The sequence below is a fragment of the Blastococcus sp. TML/C7B genome (assembly GCF_016612845.1).
In the GTDB taxonomy this organism is placed as follows: Bacteria; Actinomycetota; Actinomycetes; order Mycobacteriales; family Geodermatophilaceae; genus Blastococcus.
In genome coordinates this window covers 2,097,864-2,122,976 of the sequence record NZ_JAEOAA010000001.1, presented here as the reverse complement: position 1 = coordinate 2,122,976, position 25,113 = coordinate 2,097,864, and the positions used below count along the sequence as shown (strand labels likewise).

Sequence of the window (25,113 nt, the reverse complement as noted above, 5' to 3'; positions counted from 1 at the left end):
CGGAGGCCGCGAACGGGCAGGCAGAGCGTCGTGTCCCGCACCGGCGACCCATCTCATAACGTCACAGGCATGAGCCCGACGCGCACCCCCGGCAGCTGGCCGACCCCGATCACCTCGGAGCTGGTGGTCCGCGCGGCCGCCCGGATCGGCGAGGTCGTCGTCGACGGCGCCGACGTCTGGTGGTCGGAGTCCCGGCCCGACGAGGGCGGCCGGTCGGTGATCGTGCGGCGGGCTGCCGACGGCGCGGTCAGCGACGTGCTGCCCGCGCCGTGGAACGCCCGCACCCGCGTGCACGAGTACGGCGGCGGGGCCTGGACGGTCGCCGGCGGCACGCTGTGGTTCACCGAGTTCTCGGACCAGCGGCTGTACCGGCTCGACCCGGGCAGCGCCTCCCCCGTCGCCGTCACGCCGGAGCCCGCGGTGCGCGCCGGTGTCCCGGCACGCCGACCTGACCGCCGTCGCCGGCGGCGTGCTCGCCGTCCGCGAGCACCACCCCGCCGAGCACGCCCCCGCCGCGGACGTCGTGAACGAGGTGGTGCGCATCGGCCCCGACGGCGCCGAGGTGCTGGTGAGCGGCCCCGACTTCGTCTCCGACCCGCGGCCCGGGCCCGGCGGCGAGCTGGCCTGGCTGCAGTGGGACCACCCGCACATGCCGTGGGACGCCGCGCAGCTCGTGGTCCGGGCGGCCGACGGGAGCGAGACCGTCGTCGCGGGCGGACCGGGCGAGTCCGTCGTGCAGCCGGTGTGGGCGCCCGACGGCGCGCTGTGGTTCCTCTGCGACCGCACGGACGTCTGGTCGCTGTACCGGTGGCGCGCGGGTGCCGCGGCCGAGCTGGTGCTCGACGTCGGCAGCGACATCGCCGGGCCGCAGTGGGTGTTCGGCGCCAGCCGCTTCGCCCTGCTCGACGACGGCCGGATCGTCCTGGCCCACGGGCGCGAGGGCCGCGACCGGCTGGTGGTCCGCTCCCCCGACGGCGGGCTGCGCGAGGTCGAGCTGGCCTACGCGGCGCTGCGCGACCTGGTCGCGGCCGGGAACGACGTCGTCTGCGTCGCCGGTGGCCCGGACAGCGAGCCGGTGGTGCTGCGGGTGCCCCTGGACGGGAACGCCCCGGTGGTCCTGCGCCCGGCGCGCGACCTCGGGCTGGACCCGGCCTGGTTCTCCCGCCCGGAGCACGTGAGCTTCCCGACCGAGGACGGCGGCACCGGCATCGGCGTCGCGCACGCCCTCGTGTACCCGCCGGCCAACCCGGAGGTGACCGCGCCCGACGGCGCGCTGCCCCCGCTGCTCGTGCTCGTCCACGGCGGCCCCACCTCGGCCGCCTCCCCGGTGCTCAACCTCGCCGTGCAGTACTGGACCTCGCGCGGGTTCTGCGTCGCCGACGTCGACTACCGCGGCTCCACCGGCTACGGCCGCCGGTACCGGGACGCGCTGCAGGGCCGGTGGGGCGTGGTCGACCTAGACGACGTCGTCGCCTGCGCCCGGTACCTGGCCGACGCCGGCCGGGTGGACCCCGCGCGCATGGCGATCCGCGGCGGCTCGGCCGGCGGGTACACGACGCTGGCCGCCCTCTCCATGCGCCCGGGGGTCTTCACCGCCGGCGCGAGCCACTACGGCGTCGCCGACCTCGGCGCGCTGGCCGCCGAGACGCACAAGTTCGAGTCCCGCTACCTCGACGGGCTCGTGGCGCCGTGGCCTGCGGGCGCCGACGTCTACGCGGAGCGCTCGCCGATCAACCACGTGGACGCCCTCGACACCCCGCTCGCCGTGTTCCAGGGCGACGAGGACGCGATCGTGCCGCCCGACCAGGCCGAGGCGATCGTGGCGGCGCTGCGCGCCAAGGGTGTGCCGCACGCCTACCTGCTCTTCGCCGGCGAGCAGCACGGCTTCCGCCAGGCGGCCAACATCCGGGCCGCGCTGGACGGCGAGCTGTCGTTCTACGCCCAGGTCTGGGGCTTCGACCTCCCGGCGGACGAGGACATCACCCCGATCGACGTCGTCGCCCTGTGACCGTCATCCGGCCGGCGACGGTCGCCGACCTGCCGCGCCTGCGGGAGATCGAGCGCGCCGCCGGCCGGGCGTTCGCCGGGCTCGGCATGCACCTGGTCGCCGACGACGAGCCGCCGGCGCTCGAGGAGCTGCGCGGCTACGCCGACGCCGGCCGGGCGTGGGTCCGCACCGACGACGACGACCGGCCGGTGGCCTACCTGCTCGCCGACGTCGTCGACGGCTGCGCGCACCTCGAGCAGGTGAGCGTGCACCCCGACGCCGCGGGGCACGGCCACGGCCGGGCGCTCGTCGAGCACCTCGCGACCTGGGCCCGGGAGCGGGGGCTGCCCGCGGTCACCCTCACCACCTACGTGGACGTGCCGTGGAACGGCCCGTACTACCGCCGGCTGGGCTTCTCCCCCGTCGACCCCGCGGAGCTCTCCGCGGGCCTGCGGGAGATCCGCCGGGTCGAGGCCGCGCACGGCCTCGACCGCTGGCCCCGCGCCGCGATGCGGCGCGAGATCAGACCTCGAGGACCGTCGGGATGATCATCGGGCGGCGGCGGTGCTTGTCCGACACCCACTTGCCGACGGTCCGGCGGATGATCTGCGACAGGCGGTGCGCGTCGACGTCGTCGTCCTGCAGCGCGCGCCGCAGGTTGTCCTCGACCAGGCGGAGCGCCTCGTCGAAGGTCGACGGGTCATCGGAGAAGCCCTTGGTCGACAGGTGCACCGGACGCACGATGGTGCGCGTCGAGGGCTCGACGACGACAGTGAGGGCGACGAAGCCCTCGTCGCCGAGGATGCGCCGCGCCTGCAGCGACTCCTCGCCGACGTCGCCCACGTTGAGCCCGTCGACGTAGACGTCGCCGATGGGGACGCTGCCCACGATCGAGGCCTTGCCGTCGACCAGGTCGATGACCACACCGTCCTCGGCGAGCAGCACGCGGTCGGCCGGCATGCCGGTCTCCTCGGCGAGCTTGGCGTGGGCGCGCAGGTGCCGCCACTCGCCGTGCACGGGCATCAGGTAGCGCGGCTTGGCCACGTTGAGCAGGGTGCGCAGCTCACCGGCCGGGGCGTGCCCGGAGACGTGCACCTTCGCCGTCTCCTTGTGCACGACGGTGGCGCCGAGGCGGGACAGCCCGTTGATGACCTTGTAGACGGCCGTCTCGTTCCCCGGCACCAGCGACGAGGCGAGGACGACGGTGTCGCCGGGCTCGATCGTGACCTGGTGGTGGTCGCCGCGGGCCATGCGGCCCAGCGCCGAGAGCGGCTCGCCCTGGGAGCCGGTGCTCACCAGCACGACCTGCTCGGGCGGCATCTTGGCGGCGTCGTCGAGCGACACCATGAGGCCGGGTGCCATGTGCAGCAGGCCGAGGTCGCGGGCGACGCCCATGTTGCGGACCATCGAGCGGCCCACCAGCGCCACCTTGCGGTTGTGCTTGTGCGCGCAGTCGAGCACCTGCTGGATGCGGTGCACGTGGCTGGCGAAGCTGGAGACGATCAGCCGCTGCGTCGCGCGGGCGAAGACGTCGTCGAGGACCGGGCCGATGCTGCGCTCGGGGGTGACGAAGCCGGGCACCTCGGCGTTGGTCGAGTCGGCCAGCAGCAGGTCGATGCCCGAGACGCCGAGCCGGGCGAAGGCGCCCAGGTCGGTGAGGACGCCGTCGAGCGGCAGCTGGTCCATCTTGAAGTCGCCGGTGTGCACGAGCAGGCCGGCCGGGGTGTGCACCGCGACGGCCAGGGCGTCGGGGATCGAGTGGTTCACCGAGATGAACTCGCAGTGGAACGGGCCGGCCAGGTGGTCGTCCCCGGCGGCGACCTCGACCAGCACGGGGTCGATGCGGTGCTCGCGCAGCTTGGCCTTGACCAGCGCCAGGGTGAACCGGGAGCCGACCAGCGGGATGTCCTCGCGCAGCCGCAGCAGGTACGGGATCGCCCCGATGTGGTCCTCGTGGCCGTGGGTCAGGACGACGGCGGTGATGTCGTCGAGGCGGTGCTCGATGACGCCGAAGTCCGGCAGGATCAGGTCGACGCCGGGCTGCTCCGCCTCGGGGAAGAGCACGCCGCAGTCGATGACGAGCAGCTGCCCGTCGAACTCCAGGACCGCCATGTTGCGGCCGATCTCGCCCAGGCCGCCCAGGGCCATGACGCGCAGGCCGCCCTCGGGCAGCGGCGGCGGGGCCTTGAGGTCCAGGTGCGGTTGGGTGACCACGCCACTCATCGGGTGTCACTCACAGGTCGATGCCTCCGTCGGCGAGGTCGATGCGCAGTTGCGCGAGCTGTTCGTCGGTCGCCTCGACCAGTGGCGGCCGCAGCGGGCCGGCCGGCAGGCCGAGAGCGTTGAGCGCCGCCTTGACCAGGATCGCGCCCTGGGTGCGGAAGATGCCGGTGTAGACCGGCAGCAGGCTGTCGTTCACGGCGCGGGCCCGGGCCAGGTCACCGGCCTCGACGGCGGCCACCAGCTCGGCCAGCCGTGGCCCGGCCAGGTGGCCCACCACGCTGACCACGCCGACGCCGCCCATCGCGAGGATCGGCAGGTTCAGCATGTCGTCGCCGCTGTAGTACGCCAGGTCGGAGCGCGCACGGGTCCAGGCCAGCGCGCCGAAGTCGCCGCGGGCGTCCTTGACCGCCACGATCCGCGGGTGCTCGGCGAGGCGGACGAGCGTCTCGACCTCGATCGGGATCACCGAGCGGTGCGGGATGTCGTAGAGCAGCACCGGCAGGTCGGTGCTGTCGGCCACCGTCGTGAAGTGGCGCAGCAGGCCGGCCTGCGGGGGCTTGTTGTAGTACGGGGTGACGACCAGCAGGCCGTCGGCGCCCAGCCGCTCCGCGGCCCGCGCCCGCTCCGCCGAGTGGGCGGTGTCGTTCGTGCCGACGCCGGCGATGACCGTGGCGCGGTCGCCGACCGCGTCGATCACCGCCTCCAGGACGGCGTTGGTCTCGCCGTCGCTGAGGGTCGGCGCCTCGCCGGTCGTCCCGGTCACCACGAGCCCGTCGTGCGACTGGCGGTCGACCAGGTGCGCGGCCAGCTCCTGCGCGCCGGCGAGGTCGATCGACCCGTCCTCGGCCAGCGGCGTGACCATCGCCGTGAGCACGCGCCCGAACGGTCGGGCGGGGTCGGTGGTCATGGGTCTGAATCTACCGATCCGCGCGATCGGGCACCGGCCCGCCCACGGCGGCGCGCTCGTACTCCGACACCGCGTAGCGCAGCCCGCCCGACGTCGACTCCGCCCAGCCCCGGTCGGGGGTGCGTGCGGTGCGGGTCCAGCCCTCGTCCAGCGGCGGCGCCCAGGTGTCGCCCTCGACCGCCACGTCGACGTCGGTGACGACCAGGCGACCGGCGTGCGGCAGGAACGCGGCGTACACCGCTCCCCCGCCGATCACCCAGCACGACGGGTGCTCGGCGAGCACCTGCTCCACCGAGGCGGCGGTCCGCGCCCCGTCGGCCCGACCACGCCGGATCGCCGGTCAGGACGACGTTGAGCCGGCCGGGGAGGGGGCGGAAGCGCTCGGGCAGCGACTCCCACGTGCGCCGGCCCATGACGACCGTCGACCCCGTGGTGAGCCGCCGGAACAGCGCCAGGTCCTCGGGCAGGTGCCACGGCAGGCCGCCGTCGGCACCGATCACCCCGCCCCGCCCCTGGGCCCACACCATCCCGATCACCGGCAGCGGCCGATCAGACGGCGACGGCGCCGCGGATCGCGGGGTGGTGCCGGTAGCCGCCGAGGGTGAAGTGGTCGTAGGTGTAGTCGAACAGCGAGGGCACGGGCGCGAGCTCCAGCGTGGGGAACGGCAGCGGGTCGCGGGAGAGCTGCTCGGTGACCTGCGCGACGTGGTTGCTGTAGACGTGGCAGTCGCCGCCGACCCAGACGAAGTCACCCGGCTCCAGGCCGACCTGCGCGGCGACCATGCGGGTGAGCAGCGCGTAGCTCGCGATGTTGAACGGGACGCCGAGGAACATGTCAGCGCTGCGCTGGTACAGCTGGCAGGAGAGCTTGCCGTCGGCGACGTAGAACTGGAACAGCGCGTGGCAGGGCGCCAGCGCCATCTCCGGCAGGGCGCCGACGTTCCAGGCCGAGACGACCATGCGGCGGGAATCGGGGTCCGAGCGCAGCGTGTCGAGGACGGCGGCGATCTGGTCGATCTGCTGCCCGTCCGGCGCGGGCCAGGACCGCCACTGCACGCCGTAGACGGGGCCCAGCTCGCCCTCGGGCGACGCCCACTCGTCCCAGATGGTCACGCCCTGCTCGCGCAGCCAGCCCACGTTGCTCTCGCCGCGGAGGAACCACAGCAGTTCGACGGCGATCGACTTGAAGTGCACCTTCTTCGTCGTCACCAGGGGGAAGGTCTCCGACAGGTCGTACCGGAGCCGCTCCCCGAACAGGCTCAGGGTGCCGGTCCCCGTGCGGTCCTGCTTGGGCGTGCCCTGCTCCAGGATCCGCCGCAGGAGGTCCTCGTACTGGGTGTCGATCGCCGCTGCCACGGACCCGAGACTACGGCCGGGGACCGACCGGCGGGCGGGGCCGTCGCAGACGCCCCACGGGCCTCAGCCCTCGCCGACGAGCGGGCTGGCCGCGACGTGCGTGCCGTCGGCCAGCGCGCTGATCCGGAAGTCGCCGAACACGTTGCCGGCCACCCGCTGCAGCTCGCGCAGGCAGGCGATCGCCAGCGCGCGGAGCTCGACGTCGGCGTGCTCGCTGGCGCGCATCGCGACGAAGTGCCGCCAGGCCCGGTAGTTGCCGGTGACGACGATCCGCGTCTCCGTGGCGGCCGGCAGCACCGAGCGCGCGGCCTGCCGCGCCTGCTTGCGCCTCAGGCCCGCGCCGGGCCCGTCCCCGACCCGCCGCTCCAGCCCGGCCCGCAGCTGCTCGTAGGCCTCGGCCGCCGCACCGGTGGCGGCCTCGAACAGCGCATGCAGCTCCGGGTCGGCGGCGATCGCGGCCGGCTCGACCACGGCGGCGTCCTGCTCGGGGACGAACCGCTGCGAGAGCTGGCTGTAGGAGAAGTGCCGGTGCCGCACCAGCTCGTGGGTGAGGGTCCGGGAGACCCCGGTGAGGTACATGGTCACCGAGGCGTGCTCGAGGACGGAGAGGTGGCCGACCTCCAGCAGGTGCCGGAGGTAGGCGGCGTTCGTGGCCGTCGCGGGGTTGGGCTTGTCCCAGGACTGGTAGCAGGCCCGACCGGCGAACTCGGCCAGCGCCTGCCCGCCGTCGGCGTCGGTCTCCCACGGCACGTCGGCCGGCGGGGTGAACTGGGTCTGGGCGACGACCTGGACCTTCAGCGGCACGATGTCGGGCACGCCGCCGAGCGTACGGCCGGGGCGGGGGCAGACTGGCCGCGTGGAGCCGCTGCGGGTGCTCGTCGCCGTGGGTGGCGGCCTGGTGCTGCTCTGGCTCCTGCTGCTGCTCCTGCTGTGGCGCTCCCGCACCCTGGCGCCGCGCGAGGCGCTGCGTCTGCTCCCCGACCTGGTCCGCCTGGTCCGCCGGCTGGCCGCGGACGGCTCGCTCCCCCGCGGGGTCCGCGTCCGGCTGTGGCTGCTGCTCGGGTACCTGCTCTCGCCGATCGACCTGGTCCCCGACGTCGTCCCCGTCCTCGGCTACGCCGACGACGTCGTCGTCGTGGCGTGGGCGCTGCGCGCGGTGGTCCGCCGCGCCGGGGACGACGCGCTGGCCCGCCACTGGGCCGGGAGTCCTGCGGGGCTCGCGCTGGTCAGACGGCTGGCCGGGCTGCCGGCAGCGGGTGCACCGCGCGGCTGAGCTCCGCGGCCAGGTCCCCGCGCTCGACCACCTCCACGGCCTCGAGCTCGAGCCAGTCGGCCAGGAGCCGCAGCTCCGCGGCCAGTTCGCGCGCCACCTCGACCGGGTCGACGCCGTCCTCGGCGTGCGCGGCCTGCACGCGCAGCACCGCGGCCCGCCGGTCGGCCTTGAGGTCGACCCGGGCGACCAGCCGGTCGCCGAGCAGGAAGGGCAGCACGTAGTAGCCGTGCACCCGCTTGGGCGCCGGGGTGTAGATCTCCAGCCGGTAGCGGAAGCCGAAGATGCGCTCCACCCGCGGTCGCTCCCAGACCAGGGAGTCGAAGGGGCTCAGCAGCGCCCGCGCCCGGATCCAGCGCGGCCGCCGCGCCGCCGGGTCCAGCCACGCCGGCCGCCCCCACCCGGCCACCTCGACCGGCAGCAGCTCGCCGGCGTCGGCGAGCTCCGCGATCGCGGTGCGCGCGTCCGCCGGGGAGAGCCGGAAGTAGTCGCGCAGGTCGGTCTCGGTCGCGACGCCGAGCGCACGGGCGGCGGTGCGCACCAGCACGCGGACGGCGTCGGCCCGCTCGGGCACCGGCTGGGCGAGCACGGCGGCGGGGATCACGCGTTCGGTGAGGTCGTAGACGCGCTCGAACCCGGCGGTGCGCCCGCGCGTGGTGAGGACCCCGGTGAAGAACAGGTACTCCAGGGCTGCCTTGCCCTCGTGCCAGTTCCACATGCTGCCCGGGCGGTCGGGGCGGGTCTCGCCGAGCTCGGCCGCGCGCAGCGGCCCGTCCCGGCGGATCCGCTCGACCAGGGCGGACAGGTACTCGGGGCGCTCGCGGGCGACCCGCGTCATGGAGCCCCACGCCTGCGAGTCGGCGGCCGCCATGCGCCAGCGCAGGTAGGGGTGCAGCCGCACCGGCAGGAAGGACGCCTCGTGCGCCCAGTACTCGAACACCGTGCCGCGGCCGGCGGTGAACGCGTCCAGCGCGGCCCGCGGATAAGGACCGAGCCGGCTGAAGAAGGGCAGGTAGTGCGAGCGCGACAGCACGTTGACCGAGTCGATCTGCACCACGGCCAGCCGCTCCGCCGTCGCCCGCAGCTGACGGGTGCCCACGGGCGTGGCCGGGCGCGGCACCGCGAAGCCCTGGGCGGCGAGCGCGATGCGCCGGGCCAGCGGGGCCGGGAGGTGCTCGGGGCCGGTCACGGAGCAGATCCTGCCGTCAGCCACCGACAGCCCGCGCCCCTGGGGCTGCCTAGGCTCGCGGGCGTGACCCTGCCGCCGTTCCCCCGACTGACCGGCACCGCCGACGTGCAGGTCCGTCCCGCGCGGCCGGCGGAGGCGGCCGACATCGCCCGCGTGCAGGCGCTCGCCTGGCGGACGGCCTACCGGACGCTGCTGCCTCCCGAGGTGCTGGACACCTGGGACGAGGACTCCGCGGCGCAGTCCTGGCGGGCCGCCGTCGCGTCCCCGCCGACGCCCGGGCACCTCGTGCTGGTGGCGCTCGAGGGCGAGACGGTGGTGGGGTTCGCCGCCGTCGCGCCCGCCGAGCTGGACGAGGACGAGGACGAGCAGCGGTCGCACGCCGGTCCGCTGTCTGAGATCTCGACCCTCCTGGTGGAGCCGCGCTGGGGGCGACGGGGCCACGGCAGCCGGCTGCTCGCTGCCGTCGTCGACCTGGCCCGGGCACAGGGGGTGGCCGAGCTGCGCACCTGGCTGCCCGAGCAGGACCGGACCTCGGCGTCCTTCCTCGAGTCCGCCGGCTGGGCACCCGACGGCTGGGCACGGACGCTGGACACCGGGGCTGCGCCGTTGCGGGAGCTCCGCTGGCACGCACTGCTGGACGACGACCTCGACGAAGGAGACCGCAGGTGAGCTTCGCAGGCTTCCCCGACGAGGGGCTGGTGTTCTACGAGGGCCTCGAGGCGGACAACAGCAAGACCTTCTGGACGGCGCACAAGGCGGAGTACGACACCTTCGTCCGCGCACCCGTGCTGGCCCTGCTCGAGGAGCTCAGCGCCGAGTTCGGGACCGCGAAGGTGTTCCGCCCCTACCGGGACGTCCGGTTCAGCCACGACAAGACGCCGTACAAGACGCACCAGGGGGCAGTCGTGACGCCCGAGGGACGCGGCGCCGGCTCCTGGTACGTGCAGATCTCCGCCGACGGCCTGCTGGTGTCCGGGGGGAGCTGGCGGCTGGAGAGCGACCAGGTGGCCCGCTACCGCCGAGCCGTCGCCGACCCGGTGCAGGGCCCGCTGCTGGAGGCGGAGGTCGAGCGACTGCGCGCCGCCGGCTGGGCGATCGAGGGCGACCGGCTGGTCCGCGTGCCCGCCGGCTACTCGGCCGACGACGAGCGGATCGAGCTGCTCAAGCACAAGGCGCTGCACGCCACGCGGAACTGGACGCCGACCGACTGGCTGCACACCCCGGCCGCCCTGGACCGCGTGCGCGACGCGTGGCGCGACCTGGCGACCCTCAACGCGTGGCTCGCCGACAACGTCGGCGCCACCACGAAGGAACCCCGCCGCTGACCTACCCCTACAGAAGCCGGCTGCCGGTCCGCGGAGAGGCGGCCCGCTTCTCCGCGGAAAGCCAGGGCTTCGTTTCCGCAGTACACACGTCTGCTCCTCCCGGGACGAGCGGCGTTTCTCGGGGACGCCGAAAGGGGCCCCAGCGCGGATGCTGGGGCCCCTTCGGGAATGGTTGTCCGGGCGGCGTCCTACTCTCCCACCCCGTCTCCAGGGCAGTACCATCGGCGCTGAGAGGCTTAGCTTCCGGGTTCGGAATGTTGCCGGGCGTTTCCCTCTCGCCATGGCCGCCGTAACTCTGTGAACTTGAACCATCGTCTGGTTCGTGCGTTCAGAACCGCACAGTGGACGCGAAGCACTCTTCGTCAGTTGACACTTGATCTGGCACGACAGCCCGAGTGGGTGTGTGTGGTCAAGCCCTCGGCCTATTAGTACCGGTCAGCTCCACACCTTGCGGTGCTTCCACTTCCGGCCTATCAACCCGCTGGTCTGGGCGGGGGCCTTACCCGGTTGACCCGGTGAGAGACCTCATCTTGAAGCGAGCTTCCCGCTTAGATGCTTTCAGCGGTTATCCCTGCCGAACGTAGCTAACCAGCAGTGCACCTGGCGGTACAACTGGCACACCAGAGGTTCGTCCGTCCCGGTCCTCTCGTACTAGGGACAGCTCTTCTCAAGTCTCTTACGCGCACGGCGGATAGGGACCGAACTGTCTCACGACGTTCTAAACCCAGCTCGCGTACCGCTTTAATGGGCGAACAGCCCAACCCTTGGGACCTACTCCAGCCCCAGGATGCGACGAGCCGACATCGAGGTGCCAAACCATCCCGTCGATATGGACTCTTGGGGAAGATCAGCCTGTTATCCCCGGGGTACCTTTTATCCGTTGAGCGACACCGCTTCCACATGCCGGTGCCGGGTCACTAGTCCCAGCTTTCGCTCCTGCTCGACCCGTCGGTCTCACAGTCAAGCTCCCTTGTGCACTTGCACTCGACACCTGATTGCCAACCAGGCTGAGGGAACCTTTGGGCGCCTCCGTTACATTTTGGGAGGCAACCGCCCCAGTTAAACTACCCACCTGACACTGTCCCTGATCCGGATCACGGACCGAAGTTAGACATCCAATTCGACCAGAGTGGTATTTCAACGATGACTCCACGAACACTGGCGTGCCCGCTTCACAGTCTCCCACCTATCCTACACAAGCCGAACCGAACACCAATATCAAGCTATAGTAAAGGTCCCGGGGTCTTTCCGTCCTGCCGCGCGTAACGAGCATCTTTACTCGTAGTGCAATTTCGCCGAGCCTGTGGTTGAGACAGCTGAGAAGTCGTTACGCCATTCGTGCAGGTCGGAACTTACCCGACAAGGAATTTCGCTACCTTAGGATGGTTATAGTTACCACCGCCGTTTACTGGCGCTTGAGTTCTGAGCTTCGCCTTACGGCTAACCCGTCCCCTTAACGTTCCAGCACCGGGCAGGCGTCAGTCCGTATACATCGTCTTACGACTTCGCACGGACCTGTGTTTTTAGTAAACAGTCGCTTCTCACTGGTCTCTGCGGCCACCCACCGCTACCCCGCGCAAGGCGGTTGACAGTAGATGGCCCCCCTTCTCCCGAAGTTACGGGGGCATTTTGCCGAGTTCCTTAACCACAGTTCGCTCGATCGCCTTGGTATTCTCTACCTGACCACCTGAGTTGGTTTGGGGTACGGGCCGCTCGGAACTCGCTAGAGGCTTTTCTCGGCAGCATAGGATCATCCAATTCGCCTCATTCGGCTATGCGTCAGGTCTCACCCTGTATGCGGGACGGATTTGCCTACCCCGCGGGCCACACCCTTGCACCGGTACTACCACTCACCGGTAGGACTACCTTCCTGCGTCACCCCATCGCTTGCCTACTACCAGTCCGGGTCCCAGCCTCCCCACACTCGCCTCACAAGTGAGGACCGGTGGATCGGGTGGTTAGCATCGCTGGGTTCAGCATGGGCGTTCCTTCGCGGGTACGGGAATATCAACCCGTTGTCCATCGACTACGCCTGTCGGCCTCGCCTTAGGTCCCGACTCACCCTGGGCGGATTAGCCTGGCCCAGGAACCCTTGGTCTTCCGGCGGGGGAGTTTCTCACTCCCCTCTCGCTACTCATGCCTGCATTCTCACTCGCGTGGCGTCCACGGCTGGATCACTCCGCCGCTTCGACCGCCACACGACGCTCCCCTACCCATCCACACACCTGGCCGGCCCACACAAGGACCGACAGGAAAAGCATGAATGCCACGGCTTCGGCGGTGTGCTTGAGCCCCGCTACATTGTCGGCGCGGAATCACTTGACCAGTGAGCTATTACGCACTCTTTCAAGGGTGGCTGCTTCTAAGCCAACCTCCTGGTTGTCTCTGCGACTCCACATCCTTTTCCACTTAGCACACGCTTAGGGGCCTTAGCCGATGATCTGGGCTGTTTCCCTCTCGACTACGAACCTTATCGCCCGCAGTCTCACTGCCACGCTCTCACTTACCGGCATTCGGAGTTTGGTTGACGTCAGTAACCTTGTGGGGCCCATTAGCCATCCAGTGCTCTACCTCCGGCAAGAAACACGTGACGCTGCACCTAAATGCATTTCGGGGAGAACCAGCTATCACCGAGTTTGATTGGCCTTTCACCCCTACCCACAGCTCATCCCCTCAGTTTTCAACCTAAGTGGGTTCGGTCCTCCACGCGGTCTTACCCGCGCTTCAACCTGGCCATGGGTAGATCACTCGGCTTCGGGTCTAGGGCACGCGACTGAATCGCCCTGTTCGGACTCGCTTTCGCTACGGCTACCCCCCACGGGTTAACCTCGCCACGTACCACTAACTCGCAGGCTCATTCTTCAAAAGGCACGCAATCACCCCGGACCGAAATCCTAAGGCTCTCACGGCTTGTAGGCACACGGTTTCAGGTACTATTTCACTCCCCTCCCGGGGTACTTTTCACCTTTCCCTCACGGTACTTGTCCGCTATCGGTCACCAGGGAGTATTCAGGCTTAGCGGGTGGTCCCGCCAGATTCACACCGAATTTCACGGGCTCGGTGCTACTTGGGATCACGCTCGGGAGAGCACATGTTTTCGTGTACGGGGCTCTCACCCTCTACGGCGACCCCTTCCAGAGGCCTTCCACTAACACGTGCTTTTCTCACTCCCTGAGTGCTCGGCAGAACACTCGGAACGGTCCCACGACCCCGACCACACAACGCCTGCCGGCTATCACATGCGATCGGTTTAGCCTCATCCGCTTTCGCTCGCCACTACTCACGGAATCACGGTTGTTTTCTCTTCCTGTGGGTACTGAGATGTTTCACTTCCCCACGTTCCCTCCACACGCCCTATGTGTTCAGGCGCGGGTCACACCACATGACTGGTGCGGGGTTCCCCCATTCGGAAATCCTCGGATCAACGCTCGGTTGACAGCTCCCCGAGGCTTATCGCAGCCTCCTACGTCCTTCATCGGCTCCTGGTGCCCAGGCATCCACCGTGTGCCCTTAACAACTTGGCCACACAAAAATCCCACACAACAGCGCCCGGAAGGACACCCGTCGTGCGGGCCTACAAGAACTCTCATGCAAATAAGAGTCAAAAAGATGCTCGCGTCCACTGTGCAGTTCTCAACGTACGACCAGACACCCTCCACACGACCCGCCAGACCCGGCACCCCCACGAGGGGCCGGCCCTCAGGACCCAACAGCGTGCCTACGACCAACCCACCACCACCACCCCGTTCCCCACACCCCTACCCGTCCCGAAGAACACGAAGAGATGCCGTACTAGGAGCAGCACCAGCTGCCGGCCGAACTGGTCAGCGTTCCACCCTCGAGCACCACCCAGACACCCCGCGCACCCCGAAACTGGAGGGCACATCCTGGCCTGGCATGGCTCTGCACCGACAAGCTGATGCTTGCCGGCGAGTTGCTCCTTAGAAAGGAGGTGATCCAGCCGCACCTTCCGGTACGGCTACCTTGTTACGACTTCGTCCCAATCGCCGATCCCGCCTTCGACGGCTCCCTCCACAAGGGTTGGGCCACCGGCTTCGGGCGTTACCGACTTTCGTGACGTGACGGGCGGTGTGTACAAGGCCCGGGAACGTATTCACCGCAGCATTGCTGATCTGCGATTACTAGCGACTCCAACTTCATGGGGTCGAGTTGCAGACCCCAATCCGAACTGAGACCGGCTTTTTGGGATTCGCTCCACCTCGCGGTATCGCAGCCCTTTGTACCGGCCATTGTAGCATGTTTGCAGCCCTAGACATAAGGGGCATGATGATTTGACGTCATCCCCACCTTCCTCCGAGTTGACCCCGGCAGTCTCCTATGAGTCCCCACCATGACGTGCTGGCAACATAGAACGAGGGTTGCGCTCGTTGCGGGACTTAACCCAACATCTCACGACACGAGCTGACGACAACCATGCACCACCTGTGCACGGCCCTTACGGACCCACCATCTCTGGAGGATTTCCGTGCATGTCAAGCCTAGGTAAGGTTCTTCGCGTTGCATCGAATTAAGCAACATGCTCCGCCGCTTGTGCGGGCCCCCGTCAATTCCTTTGAGTTTTAGCCTTGCGGCCGTACTCCCCAGGCGGGGCGCTTAATGCGTTAGCTGCGGCACGGAACTCGTGGAATGAGCCCCACACCTAGCGCCCAACGTTTACGGCGTGGACTACCAGGGTATCTAATCCTGTTCGCTCCCCACGCTTTCGCTCCTCAGCGTCAGTTGTTGCCCAGAGACCCGCCTTCGCCACCGGTGTTCCTCCTGATATCTGCGCATTTCACCGCTACACCAGGAATTCCAGTCTCCCCTGCAACACTCTAGTCTGCTCGTATCGACTGCAGGCCTGAGGTTGAGCCTCAGGTTTTCACAGCCGACGCAACAAACCGCCTACGAGCTCTTTACGCCCAATAATTCCGGACAACGCTTGCACCCTACGTATTACCGCGGCTGCTGGCACGTAGTTGGCCGGTGCTTCTTCTGCAGGTACCGTCACTTTCGCTTCGTCCCTGCTGAAAGAGGTTTACAACCCGAAGGCCGTCATCCCCCACGCGGCGTCGCTGCGTCAGGCTTTCGCCCATTGCGCAATATTCCCCACTGCTGCCTCCCGTAGGAGTCTGGGCCGTGTCTCAGTCCCAGTGTGGCCGGTCACCCTCTCAGGCCGGCTACCCGTCGTCGCCTTGGTAGGCCACTACCCCACCAACAAGCTGATAGGCCGCGGGCCCATCCTCAGCCGATAAATCTTTCCACCACCAGACCATGCGGTCAGCAGTCACATCCGGTATTAGCCCCAATTTCTTGGAGTTATCCCAGAGCTGAGGGCAGGTTGCCCACGTGTTACTCACCCGTTCGCCACTGATCCCCCACCGAAGCGGGTTCACCGTTCGACTTGCATGTGTTAAGCACGCCGCCAGCGTTCGTCCTGAGCCAGGATCAAACTCTCCGTAGATGAATTTGAACCGGCTGAGAACCGAGAGCTAGCACTCTCGATATCAATCAACCAAAGGAATCCCAGCCGGAAACACAAAGCCCCCGGCACGGGGTATTACTTGGCACTGACTTTCGGCACGCTGTTGAGTTCTCAAAGAGCGGACGCGCACAAACTCGACCCTTCCGGGCTCCGTCTGCGGCTGGATGTCCAACACTACGCCGGTTTCCGTTGCCCCCACCAGCGGCGGGTCCCGGTCCGGCGGAGCCTCAGCTCCGCGCGGCGCATGGAGAACCATACACGCCCTCCAGGGGCTCGGCGCAACCCCCCGGGGAGCGGTCCCGGTCACACCACCGGTCAGAGGCCCAGCAGGTGCTCGATCCCCACGGTCAGCCCCGGCCGGTGGCCGATCTCGCGCACCGCGAGCAGCACGCCGGGCATGAAAGACGCGCGGTCGTAGGAGTCGTGCCGGAGGGTGAGGGTCTCCCCCGACGTCCCCATGAGCACCTCCTGGTGGGCGACCAGCCCGGCCAGCCGCACCGCGTGCACGGGGATGCCCTCGACATCGGCGCCGCGCGCCCCTGGCAGACCCTCGCTCGTCGCGTCGGGCGCCGGGGGCAGGCCGGCGGCACGGCGGGCCTCGGCGATCAACCGCGCGGTGCGCACCGCGGTCCCGGAGGGGGCGTCCACCTTGCCCGGGTGGTGCAGCTCGACGACCTCCACGGAGGGGAAGAAGCGCGCCGCCTCCTGCGCGAACTTCATGAGCAGGAGGGCGCCGATCCCGAAGTTCGGCGCGATGATCACGCCGACCTCGGGCTTGGGCTCCAGCCACTCGGCGATCGTCGTGAGCCGGTCCTGGTCGAAGCCCGTCGTCCCGACGACGCAGTGGATGTTGTTGTCGATGCAGAACCGGATGTTGTCCATGACGACGTCCGGCCGGGTGAAGTCGACGACCACCTGGGTGCCGGCGTCGGCCAGGCCGAACAGCCAGTCCCCCTCGTCGACCATCGCGACGAGCTCGAGGTCCTCGGCGTCGTTGACGGCCCGGACGACCTCGGTGCCCATGCGGCCGCGGGCCCCGAGCACCCCGACGTTGATGACGGGGGTGTCCTCGGACGGAGGGGCGGGCTGCTGGCCGGGTGCGGAGGTGGTCACGCGGCCAGGTTTCCCGGACGACCGCAGAACCGCAAGACGCTCCCCCGGTTCAGCGTGGCGCGGCGTCCCGGCGCTCGAGCCACGCCCACAGCGCCAGGCCGGCCAGCACGCCCACGGCGTCGGCGACCCAGTCGGCCAGGGACACGCTGCGGTCGAGCACGGCCAGGCCCTGGAGCACCTCGCTCACCGCCGCGTACACCAGCAGCAGCGGCGCCAGCGGCCGGGCGGCGATGCCGGCCCACCGCCCGCTCAGCGCCAGGGCGGCGAACAGCCCGAGGTGGACCAGCTTGTCCACCCCCGCCGGCGCCGTCGGGACGTCGGAGGCGGGGGCGAACAGCACCGCCAGGGAGAGCAGTACGACCACGGCGAAGACGCCGCGGGCGAGCGCGCCGTGGACGGCGAGGGCGGGGTGGGACGCCATCAGAGCCCGTCGAGGTCCGCGTCGCGGTAGGGCCCCACGACCGCCAGGCAGGTGGGCCGGCCGAACAGCTCGGTCGCCACCTCGCGCACCTGCTGCTCGTCCACGGCGTCCAGGCGGGCCAGTACCTCCCGCACCGGCAGGTACTCCCCGTAGGAGAGCTCGCTCTTGCCGAGCCGGCTCATCCGGGAGCCGGTGTCCTCGAGGCCGAGCACCATGCCGCCCTTGAGCTGGCCCCGGGCGCGGGCGACCTCCTCGGCGGTGAGCCCGTCGGCGGCCACGCCGTCCAGCCCCGCGCGGATGAGCCGCAGCACCTCGGGCACCCGCTTCTTGGAGCAGCCCGCGTAGACGGAGAAGGTGCCCGTCCCGGCGTAGTGCCCGAGCGCGGAGCCCACGCTGTAGACCAGGCCCCGCTTCTCGCGGATCTCCTGGAACAGCCGGGAGCTCATGCCCCCGCCGACCGCGGCGTCGAGGACGGCGGCGGCGTACCGCCGGTCGTCCAGGCGGCCGAGGCCGGGAGCGCCCAGCAGCAGGTGGGTCTGCTCGGTGCGCCGCGAGATGAGGCCGGTCGGGCGGGCCGGCTGCTCGACGCCCGGCTCGCCCAGGCGGAGCGGTGCGGGCACGCCGTCGCCGCCCAGCCGGTCCCCGAAGGCCGCCGAGACCAGTTCGAGCACCTGCTGGTGGTCGACCCGGCCGGCGGCGGTGACGACCATCGACGGCGCCGCGTACCGCGTCCGGTACCAGCCGTCGACGTCGTCGCGGGACAGGCCCTCGATCGACTCGACGGTGCCGAGCACCGAGCGGCCGAGCGGGGTGTCGTCGCCGAACAGCGTCTCGGAGAACAGGTCGTGCACCGCGTCGGCCGGCTCGTCGTCGCGCATCGCGATCTCCTCGAGCACCACCGTGCGCTCGGACTCGAGGTCGGCCGCGGTGTTGGTCGCGTCGGTCACCAGGTCGGCGAGCAGCCCCACCGCGAGCGGCAGGTCGCTGGCGAGCACGTTCGCGTAGAAGCAGGTGTGCTCCTTGGCGGTGAACGCGTTCATCTCGCCGCCGACGGCGTCCATCGCGGTCGCGATCTCCAGCGCGCTGCGCGACGTCGTCCCCTTGAACAGCAGGTGCTCGAGGAAGTGCGACGCGCCCGCCACACCGGGGGTCTCGTCGCGCGAGCCGACGTCGACCCAGATCCCGACGGTCGCCGAGAGGACGCCGGGCATCGTCTCGGTCAGCACCCGCAGCCCCCCGGGCAGCGTGGTGCGCTCCACCCGGCCGCCGACCTCGTCCAGGTCGAGCAGCCGGGTCACCCCGACGGGAACCGGGGCGGGTGCAGCAGCACCCGCCCCGGACCCGATCACGTCAGCGGACGTCGTCACTCACCCGCGGGAGCGTCGGCGGCCTCGGCCACGGGGGCCTCAGCGGCCGCACCGGCGTCGCCCTCGGCGACCGGCACGAGGCTGATCTTGCCGCGGGCGTCGATGTCGGTGATCTCCACCTGCATCTTGTCGCCGACGTTGGCCACGTCCTCGACCTTGCCGATGCGCTTGCCGCCACCGAGCTTGCTGATGTGCACCAGGCCGTCGCGGCCGGGCAGCAGCGAGACGAAGGCACCGAACGGCGTGGTCTTGACGACCGTGCCGAGGAACCGCTCGCCGACCTTGGGCAGCGTCGGGTTGGCGATGGCGTTGATGCGGTCCACCGCGGCCTGGGCCGACGGGCCGTCGGAGGCGCCGACGTAGATCGTGCCGTCGTCCTCGATGGTGATGTCGGCGCCGGTCTCGTCCTGGATCGCGTTGATCATCTGGCCCTTGGGCCCGATGACCGCGCCGATCTTGTCGACCGGGATGCGCACCGTGGTCACGCGCGGGGCGTACGGGCTCATCTCGTCCGGGGCGTCGATGGCCTCGTTCATCACGTCGAGGATGTGCAGCCGGGCCGCGCGGGCCTGGGTCAGCGCACCGGCGAGGACGTCGGAGGGGATGCCGTCGAGCTTCGTGTCCAGCTGGAGCGCGGTCACGAAGTCGCGGGTGCCGGCGACCTTGAAGTCCATGTCACCGAACGCGTCCTCGGCGCCGAGGATGTCGGTGAGCGCGACGTACTCGGTCTTGCCGTCGACCTCGTCGGACACCAGGCCCATCGCGATGCCGGCGACCGGCGCCTTCAGCGGGACGCCGGCGTTGAGCAGGGCCAGCGTCGAGGCGCAGACCGAACCCATGGACGTGGAGCCGTTGGAGCCCAGCGCCTCGGAGACCTGGCGGATCGCGTAGGGGAACTCCTCGCGGTCCGGCAGCACCGGGACCAGCGCCCGCTCGGCGAGCGCGCCGTGGCCGATCTCGCGGCGCTTGGGCGAGCCCACGCGGCCGGTCTCACCGGTGGAGTACGGCGGGAAGTTGTAGTTGTGCATGTAGCGCTTGCGAGTCACCGGCGACAGCGTGTCCAGCTGCTGCTCCATGCGGAGCATGTTCAGCGTGGTGACGCCCAGGATCTGGGTCTCGCCGCGCTCGAACAGCGCCGAGCCGTGCACGCGCGGGATGACCTCGACCTCGGCCGACAGCGGCCGGATGTCGGTCAGGCCGCGGCCGTCGATGCGGACCTTGTCGCGGAGGATGCGCTGGCGCACGACCTTCTTGGTCACCGCGCGGAAGGCACCGGAGATCTCCTTCTCGCGGCCCTCGAACTGGCCGGCGAGCGCGGCCTTGACCTCGTCCTTGAGGGCGTCGGTGGCGTCCTCGCGCTCGGCCTTGCCGGGGATCTGCTGGGCCTGGGCCAGCTTCTCGGAGGCCTGGGCCTCGACGGCGGCGTAGACGTCGTCCTGGTAGTCCAGGAAGCGGGGGAAGTCGGCGACCGGCTTGGCGGCCTTCTCGGCCATGGCCGACTGCGCGTCGCACAGCGCCTTGATGAAGGGCTTGGCGGCCTCGAGGCCCTGGGCCACGACCTCCTCGGTGGGGGCGGTGGCGCCACCGGCGACGAGCTCGATGGTCTTCTCGGTGGCCTCGGCCTCGACCATCATGATCGCGACGTCGCCGTCGGGCAGGACCCGGCCGGCCACGACCATGTCGAAGACGGCGTCCTCGAGCTCGGTGTGCGTCGGGAAGCCGACCCACTGGCCGTTGATGAGGGCGACGCGGGTGGCGCCGACCGGCCCGGAGAAGGGCAGGCCCGAGAGCTGGGTGGACGCCGAGGCGGCGTTGATGGCCACCACGTCGTAGAGGTGCGTGGGGTCCAGCGCCATGACGGTGATGACCACCTGGACCTCGTTGCGCAGGCCCTTGGCGAAGGTCGGGCGCAGCGGGCGGTCGATCAGGCGGCAGGTGAGGATCGCGTCCTCGGAGGGACGGCCCTCGCGGCGGAAGAACGAGCCGGGGATGCGCCCGGCGGCGTACATCCGCTCCTCGACGTCGACGGTCAGCGGGAAGAAGTCGAACTGCTCCTTCGGCTGACGGCCGGCCGTGGTGGCGGACAGCAGCATGGTGTCGCCCATGGTGACGACGACGGAGCCGGCGGCCTGCTTGGCGAGGCGGCCGGTCTCGAACGTGATCGACCGGCTGCCGAAGCTGCCGTTGTCGATGACCGCGGTGGCGGTGGTGACGCCGTCCTCGGCGTCGAACTCTGCGGTGATGGTGGGTGCGGACACGTGTCCTTCTCTCTTCTTTCGTCGCAGCGGCCTCGTGCCGACCTGCGACTCCTCTGACGACCAGTTCCCCGTGGCGGGGGTGCCGTCCTGCGTCCGGGGCGACCGGTGCTCGATCGAAGCCCTCGGGATCGGATTCCCCGCGGCGCGGGGAGCCACTCCTCGCGTGGAGGAGCCTGCCCGGGGGCCACTACCGAGGACCGGCCCTCGAGGGACGCGTCCGGCGGCTGGCCGGTTCTCCTGCGTGCGACGGGTGCCGCACGAGGAAGGGGACCGTCCCGGAGTCTTCCGGGAACGGCCCCCTCGTGGTGCTAGCGGCGCAGGCCGAGACGCTCGATCAGCGACCGGTAGCGGTTGATGTCGGTCTTGGCCAGGTAGTTCAGCAGCCGGCGACGGCGGCCGACCAGCAGCAGCAGGCCACGACGGCTGTGGTGGTCGTGCTTGTGCATCTTGAGGTGCTCGGTGAGGTCGCTGATCCGGCGGGTCAGCATCGCGACCTGCACCTCGGGCGAGCCGGTGTCGTTCTCGACCGTCGCGTAACTCGGTCATGATCTGCTTCTTGAGCGCGCTGTCGAGCGCCATGGTCGCCTCCGGGGCGGGTCAGGTGTGGCCCTCGGTCTGAATCACGAGGGCAGGCTTCACACACGCCGGGTCACCCCGGCGGTCCCCCAGGTTACATGCCGAGGATGCCGCGGGTGTCCGAGACGTCCTTGGCCATGGCCACCAGCAGGGCGTCGACGTCGGGGAACGCGGCCATCGGGCGGAGCCGGGAGACGAACTCGACGCCCACGTGCTCGCCGTACAGGTCGCCGTCGTAGTCCAGGACGTAGGCCTCGACGGTGCGCCGGCTGCCCTGGAAGGTCGGGTTGCTGCCGACGGAGATCGCGGCCGGGAAGCGCTCGCGGCTCGCACCGCCGCGCGGGTCGCGGGTGACGAGGTGCCCGGCGTACACGCCGTCGGCCGGGATGGCGGTGAACGGCGGGCTCTCGACGTTGGCCGTGGGGTAGCCGAGGTCGCGGCCGCGCCGGTCCCCGCGGACGACGACGCCGTCGACCCGGTGCGGGCGCCCGAGGGCGCGCGCGGCCGCCACCATGTCGCCGGCCGCCACGCAGGCGCGGACGTAGGTCGAGGAGATGGTGACGTCGCCGGAGTCGGAGGAGTCCTCGGCCAGCTCGACGCCCTCGACGGCGAAGCCGAACCGGCGGCCCTCGGCGGTGAGGGTGGCGACGGTGCCGGCCGCCCGGTGCCCGTAGGTGAAGTTCTCCCCCACCACCACCTGGGCGGCGTGCAGGTGCTCGACCAGGACGGTGTGGGTGAACGTCTCCGGCGCCAGCCGCATGAACTCCGGGGTGAACGGCAGCACGCACATGGCGTCGACGCCGAGCCCGGCCACCAGCTCGGCCTTGCGGTCGAGCGCGGTGAGGATCGCCGGGTGCGAACCCGGGCGGACCACCTCGGCCGGGTGCGGGTCGAAGGTGAGCAGCAGGCAGGGCCGGCGCATCGCCCGCGCGCGGGCGACCGCGGCGCCGATCAGCGCCTGGTGCCCGCGGTGGACGCCGTCGTACATGCCGATGGTGACCACGGTGCGGCCGAGATCGGCCGGGGTGGCCTCCAGGCCTCGCCAGCGCTGCACGTGTCCGACGTCCTCCGGTCCGGGCCGGTCAGCCGACGCGGTGCAGCCAGCCGCGGGTGTCGGCCACCCGCCCGTGCTGGATGTCGAGCAGGGACTCGCGCAGCCGCATGGTCAGCGGGCCGGGGGTGCCGTCGCCCACGGTGAAGTCGCCGGTGCGCGCCTTGACCTCGCCGACCGGCGTGATCACCGCGGCGGTGCCGCAGGCGAAGGTCTCGGTGACGGTGCCGTCGGCCACGCCCTGGCGCCACTCGTCGACGGAGAACTTCCGCTCGGTGACGGTGTGGCCCATCGAGCGGGCGACCTCGATGAGCGAGTCGCGGGTGATGCCGGGCAGCAGCGTGCCGGTCAGCTCGGGGGTCACCAGTTCGGCGTCCTCGCCGGAGCCGAGGACGAAGAACAGGTTCATCCCGCCCATCTCCTCGACGTACTTCTTCTCGACCGCGTCGAGCCACACGACCTGGTCGCAGCCGGCCTCGATGGCCTGCTCCTGCGCGAGCAGGCTGGCGGCGTAGTTGCCGGCGCACTTCACGTCGCCGGTGCCGCCGGGGGCGGCCCGGATGTAGTCCTCGGAGAGGTAGACCGAGACCGGGTGCACCCCGCGCGGGAAGTAGGCGCCCGCCGGGCTGGCGATGATCATGAACAGGTACTCGTGGGCGGGGCGCACGCCGAGGAACGGCTCGCTGGCCAGCATGTAGGGGCGCAGGTACAGCGTCTGGTCCGGGCCGGTCGGGACCCAGTCGCGGTCGGCGTCGACGAGGGCGTCCACCGCGGTGAGGAAGGACTCCTCGGGGACGACGGGCATCGCCAGCCGGCGGGCGCCGCGGGCGAAGCGGGCGGCGTTGGCCTCGGGGCGGAAGGTGGCGACGCTGCCGTCGGGCTGGGCGTAGGCCTTGAGCCCTTCGAAGATCGACTGCGCGTAGTGCAGCGCGGCCGTCGCCGGGTCCATCTGCAGCGGGCCGTAGGTGGTCAGCCGGGCGTCGTACCAGCCCTCGCCGAGCCGGTAGCGGGCCACGAACATGCTGTCGGTGAAGTACCGGCCGAAGCCCGGGTCCTCCAGCAGGCCGGCGCGCTCGGTGGGGGTGCGGCGCCGCACGTCCTCCACGACGACCGGCACGCCCTCGGTGAACATCCGCGAGTCGGTACGGCTGTCGTTGAGCGTGTCGGTCATGGCTCCCACCTGCAGTGCGTGCGATGCGGCGGGCCCGGCGAGCACCGGCCCCGCGCCCACACTATCCCCGCGTCCGGCGGCGGCCGGACGCCGACCGCCGCCGGACGGGATCAGGCCTGGTTCTCCTGGTTGGCGTCCGGGCCGGCGAACTCGAGCACCTCGTAGGTCCACACGTGCGCGGAGTGCGGGGCCGCCGACGCCAGGGTGTCGCCGCCGCCGTCGTGGGCGCGGTCGAAGTCCTGGCTCGACTGCCAGGCCTCGTAGGCCTCGTGACTGCTCCACCGGGTGTAGACCAGGTACTGGTCGGTGCCCTCCAGCGGGCGCAGCAGCTCGAACCACTCGAAGCCGGGCGTGGACTCGACGGCGCCCGCGCGGCCGCGGAAGCGCTCCTCGAACCGGCCCTGCTTGTCCTTCGGGACGGTGATCGCGTTGATCTTGACGACGCTCATGGGCTCCCCGTTCCCGGGGCGGAGCCGGCTCAACCCCCGGCCGGCGAGGGCGGGAAGCCGACGACCACCCGGGCCGTCGTCCCGGCGTCCTCGACGAGCGCGACCAGCCGGCCCGCCGGGTCCACCGCGGCGTGCAGGCCGGGCGCGCCGGTGGCGGGCACCCGCTGCCCGTACCCGACGGCGGTGGCCTCGGCCGCGGTGAGCGGGCGCTCCGGGAAGACCAGCCGGGCGGCGTCGGTGAGGGGCAGGAAGCCCGCGCCTCCGCCCGCGGCCAGCGCGGCACCGGCGTCCTCGACCGGGGCGGCCTGCGCCACCGCGAACGGACCCGACGCGGTCCGCCGCAGGGCGGTGAGGTGGCCGCCCACGCCGAGGGCGGCGCCGGCGTCGCGGGCGATGGCCCGGATGTAGGTGCCCGCGGTGCACTCGACGGTGACGTCGACGTCGACCAGGTCGGGCTCGGGCCGGCGGATCCGGTGGACCTCGAGCCGGTGGACGGTCACCGAGCGCGGCTCGAGGACGACGTCCTCCCCGGCGCGCACCCGGTCGTAGGAGCGGCGGCCGGCGACCTTGACCGCGCTCACCGACGACGGCACCTGCTGCAGCGGGCCGGTCTGGGCGGCGAGCGCCGCGCGGACCCCGTCGTCGTCCACGCCGGCCGCGGACGTCGTGGTGAGGACCTCGCCCTCCCGGTCGTCGGTGACCGTCGTCGCCCCCAGGCGGATGGTCGCCTCGTAGGTCTTGTCGTGCCCGCCGACGTGGCCGAGCAGGCGGGTCGCCGTCCCGACGCCGAGGACGAGCAGGCCGGTCGCCATCGGGTCCAGGGTGCCAGCGTGGCCGATCTTGCGGACCGACAGCACCCGCCGGGCGCGGGCGACGACGTCGTGGGAGGTCATCCCGCCGGGCTTGTCGACCAGCAGGAGACCGGGCGGGACGTCGGCGTCGGGCGTGCGGGGGCTCACGCGGTA

General features: G+C 70.7%; 20 protein-coding genes, 3 rRNA genes and 2 pseudogenes. 5 read left to right on the top strand and 20 right to left on the bottom strand.

Annotation, left to right across the window (positions count from 1 at the left end; genetic code table 11):
* Positions 1–53: 53 nt before the first annotated feature.
* Entirely contained in the window at positions 54–407 is a 354-nt protein-coding gene (locus JKP76_RS20830) for a hypothetical protein (RefSeq protein ID WP_242471258.1), read from the bottom strand.
* A 23-nt stretch (positions 408–430) separates the two neighbouring features.
* On the opposite strand from JKP76_RS20830, the gene JKP76_RS10355 reads away from it, so the two are divergent.
* Together JKP76_RS10355 and JKP76_RS10350 are read left to right on the top strand one after the other, a co-directional pair.
* Positions 431–2,008 carry a S9 family peptidase gene (locus JKP76_RS10355; RefSeq protein WP_309232908.1) on the top strand — a complete coding sequence of 526 codons (1,578 nt, stop codon included), beginning with the start codon at positions 431–433 and terminating at the stop codon, positions 2,006–2,008.
* Positions 2,005–2,535 (top strand): GNAT family N-acetyltransferase, encoded by a 531-nt coding sequence (locus JKP76_RS10350; RefSeq protein ID WP_309232907.1) that lies wholly within the window; start codon positions 2,005–2,007, stop codon positions 2,533–2,535. Before JKP76_RS10355 ends, JKP76_RS10350 begins: the two co-directional genes overlap by 4 nt.
* Here JKP76_RS10350 and JKP76_RS10345 read toward each other — a convergent pair.
* The 6 genes and pseudogenes from JKP76_RS10345 to thyX form a co-directional block, all read right to left on the bottom strand.
* Complete coding sequence (locus JKP76_RS10345; protein WP_200490754.1) at positions 2,510–4,210, bottom strand: ribonuclease J; 1,701 nt, start codon at positions 4,208–4,210, stop codon at positions 2,510–2,512. The genes JKP76_RS10350 and JKP76_RS10345 overlap by 26 nt on opposite strands.
* 10 nt (positions 4,211–4,220) lie before the next feature.
* A complete protein-coding gene (gene dapA, locus JKP76_RS10340; RefSeq protein WP_200490753.1) occupies positions 4,221–5,117 on the bottom strand; it encodes a 4-hydroxy-tetrahydrodipicolinate synthase in 897 nt (298 codons plus the stop codon).
* A 10-nt stretch (positions 5,118–5,127) separates the two neighbouring features.
* On the bottom strand, positions 5,128–5,409 hold the full coding sequence (locus tag JKP76_RS22350) for a dihydrofolate reductase (RefSeq protein ID WP_309232906.1): 282 nt from the start codon (positions 5,407–5,409) through the stop codon (positions 5,128–5,130).
* 94 nt (positions 5,410–5,503) lie between these two features.
* Positions 5,504–5,644, bottom strand: a pseudogene (locus JKP76_RS22345) (dihydrofolate reductase); the annotation flags it as partial.
* A 22-nt stretch (positions 5,645–5,666) separates the two neighbouring features.
* Positions 5,667–6,473 (bottom strand): thymidylate synthase, encoded by an 807-nt coding sequence (locus JKP76_RS10330; RefSeq protein WP_200490752.1) that lies wholly within the window; start codon positions 6,471–6,473, stop codon positions 5,667–5,669.
* Between the two features lie 63 nt (positions 6,474–6,536).
* The gene (gene thyX, locus JKP76_RS10325) at positions 6,537–7,289 is read right to left on the bottom strand and encodes an FAD-dependent thymidylate synthase (RefSeq protein ID WP_200490751.1); all 753 of its coding nucleotides are present in this window, start codon (positions 7,287–7,289) and stop codon (positions 6,537–6,539) included.
* Between the two features lie 40 nt (positions 7,290–7,329).
* On the opposite strand from thyX, the gene JKP76_RS10320 reads away from it, so the two are divergent.
* A complete protein-coding gene (locus tag JKP76_RS10320) occupies positions 7,330–7,746 on the top strand; it encodes a YkvA family protein (RefSeq protein ID WP_309229827.1) in 417 nt (138 codons plus the stop codon).
* On the opposite strand, the gene JKP76_RS10315 is transcribed toward JKP76_RS10320, so the two are convergent.
* Positions 7,700–8,932, bottom strand: a complete 1,233-nt coding sequence (locus JKP76_RS10315) for a winged helix-turn-helix domain-containing protein (protein WP_200490749.1) — start codon at positions 8,930–8,932, stop codon at positions 7,700–7,702. The genes JKP76_RS10320 and JKP76_RS10315 overlap by 47 nt on opposite strands.
* A gap of 63 nt (positions 8,933–8,995) precedes the next feature.
* Between JKP76_RS10315 and JKP76_RS10310 the strand changes: the two genes are divergently transcribed.
* A complete protein-coding gene (locus tag JKP76_RS10310) occupies positions 8,996–9,601 on the top strand; it encodes a GNAT family N-acetyltransferase (protein WP_200490748.1) in 606 nt (201 codons plus the stop codon).
* Complete coding sequence (locus tag JKP76_RS10305; protein WP_200490747.1) at positions 9,598–10,257, top strand: DUF2461 domain-containing protein; 660 nt, start codon at positions 9,598–9,600, stop codon at positions 10,255–10,257. The genes JKP76_RS10310 and JKP76_RS10305 overlap by 4 nt, the downstream gene beginning before the upstream one ends.
* 175 nt (positions 10,258–10,432) lie before the next feature.
* On the opposite strand, the gene rrf is transcribed toward JKP76_RS10305, so the two are convergent.
* From rrf to truB, 12 genes and pseudogenes are all read right to left on the bottom strand, one after another.
* A 5S ribosomal RNA gene (rrf, locus tag JKP76_RS10300) occupies positions 10,433–10,549 on the bottom strand.
* A 113-nt stretch (positions 10,550–10,662) separates the two neighbouring features.
* Positions 10,663–13,781: ribosomal RNA gene (locus JKP76_RS10295) — 23S ribosomal RNA — on the bottom strand.
* A 421-nt stretch (positions 13,782–14,202) separates the two neighbouring features.
* Positions 14,203–15,721: ribosomal RNA gene (locus JKP76_RS10290) — 16S ribosomal RNA — on the bottom strand.
* Together the 16S, 23S and 5S rRNA genes form the textbook arrangement of a ribosomal RNA operon.
* A 336-nt stretch (positions 15,722–16,057) precedes the next feature.
* On the bottom strand, positions 16,058–16,855 hold the full coding sequence (gene dapB / locus JKP76_RS10285; RefSeq protein ID WP_200490746.1) for a 4-hydroxy-tetrahydrodipicolinate reductase: 798 nt from the start codon (positions 16,853–16,855) through the stop codon (positions 16,058–16,060).
* A gap of 49 nt (positions 16,856–16,904) precedes the next feature.
* Positions 16,905–17,276 carry a VanZ family protein gene (locus JKP76_RS10280; protein ID WP_200490745.1) on the bottom strand — a complete coding sequence of 124 codons (372 nt, stop codon included), beginning with the start codon at positions 17,274–17,276 and terminating at the stop codon, positions 16,905–16,907.
* A complete protein-coding gene (locus JKP76_RS10275) occupies positions 17,276–18,643 on the bottom strand; it encodes a pitrilysin family protein (RefSeq protein ID WP_200490744.1) in 1,368 nt (455 codons plus the stop codon). The genes JKP76_RS10280 and JKP76_RS10275 overlap by 1 nt, the downstream gene beginning before the upstream one ends.
* Complete coding sequence (locus JKP76_RS10270) at positions 18,640–20,901, bottom strand: polyribonucleotide nucleotidyltransferase (protein ID WP_200490743.1); 2,262 nt, start codon at positions 20,899–20,901, stop codon at positions 18,640–18,642. Before JKP76_RS10270 ends, JKP76_RS10275 begins: the two co-directional genes overlap by 4 nt.
* A 308-nt stretch (positions 20,902–21,209) precedes the next feature.
* A pseudogene (gene rpsO / locus JKP76_RS10265) lies at positions 21,210–21,480 on the bottom strand (30S ribosomal protein S15).
* A 91-nt stretch (positions 21,481–21,571) separates the two neighbouring features.
* Positions 21,572–22,531, bottom strand: coding sequence for a bifunctional riboflavin kinase/FAD synthetase (locus JKP76_RS10260; RefSeq protein ID WP_200490742.1), 960 nt, complete (start codon positions 22,529–22,531; stop codon positions 21,572–21,574).
* 28 nt (positions 22,532–22,559) lie between these two features.
* Positions 22,560–23,699 (bottom strand): branched-chain amino acid aminotransferase, encoded by a 1,140-nt coding sequence (locus tag JKP76_RS10255; protein ID WP_200490741.1) that lies wholly within the window; start codon positions 23,697–23,699, stop codon positions 22,560–22,562.
* 110 nt (positions 23,700–23,809) lie between these two features.
* Positions 23,810–24,148: an antibiotic biosynthesis monooxygenase gene (locus tag JKP76_RS10250; protein WP_200490740.1), complete on the bottom strand. Its 339-nt coding sequence runs from the start codon at positions 24,146–24,148 to the stop codon at positions 23,810–23,812.
* Between the two features lie 29 nt (positions 24,149–24,177).
* The gene (truB, locus tag JKP76_RS10245) at positions 24,178–25,107 is read right to left on the bottom strand and encodes a tRNA pseudouridine(55) synthase TruB (RefSeq protein WP_200490739.1); all 930 of its coding nucleotides are present in this window, start codon (positions 25,105–25,107) and stop codon (positions 24,178–24,180) included.
* Between the last annotated feature and the right edge of the window lie 6 nt (positions 25,108–25,113).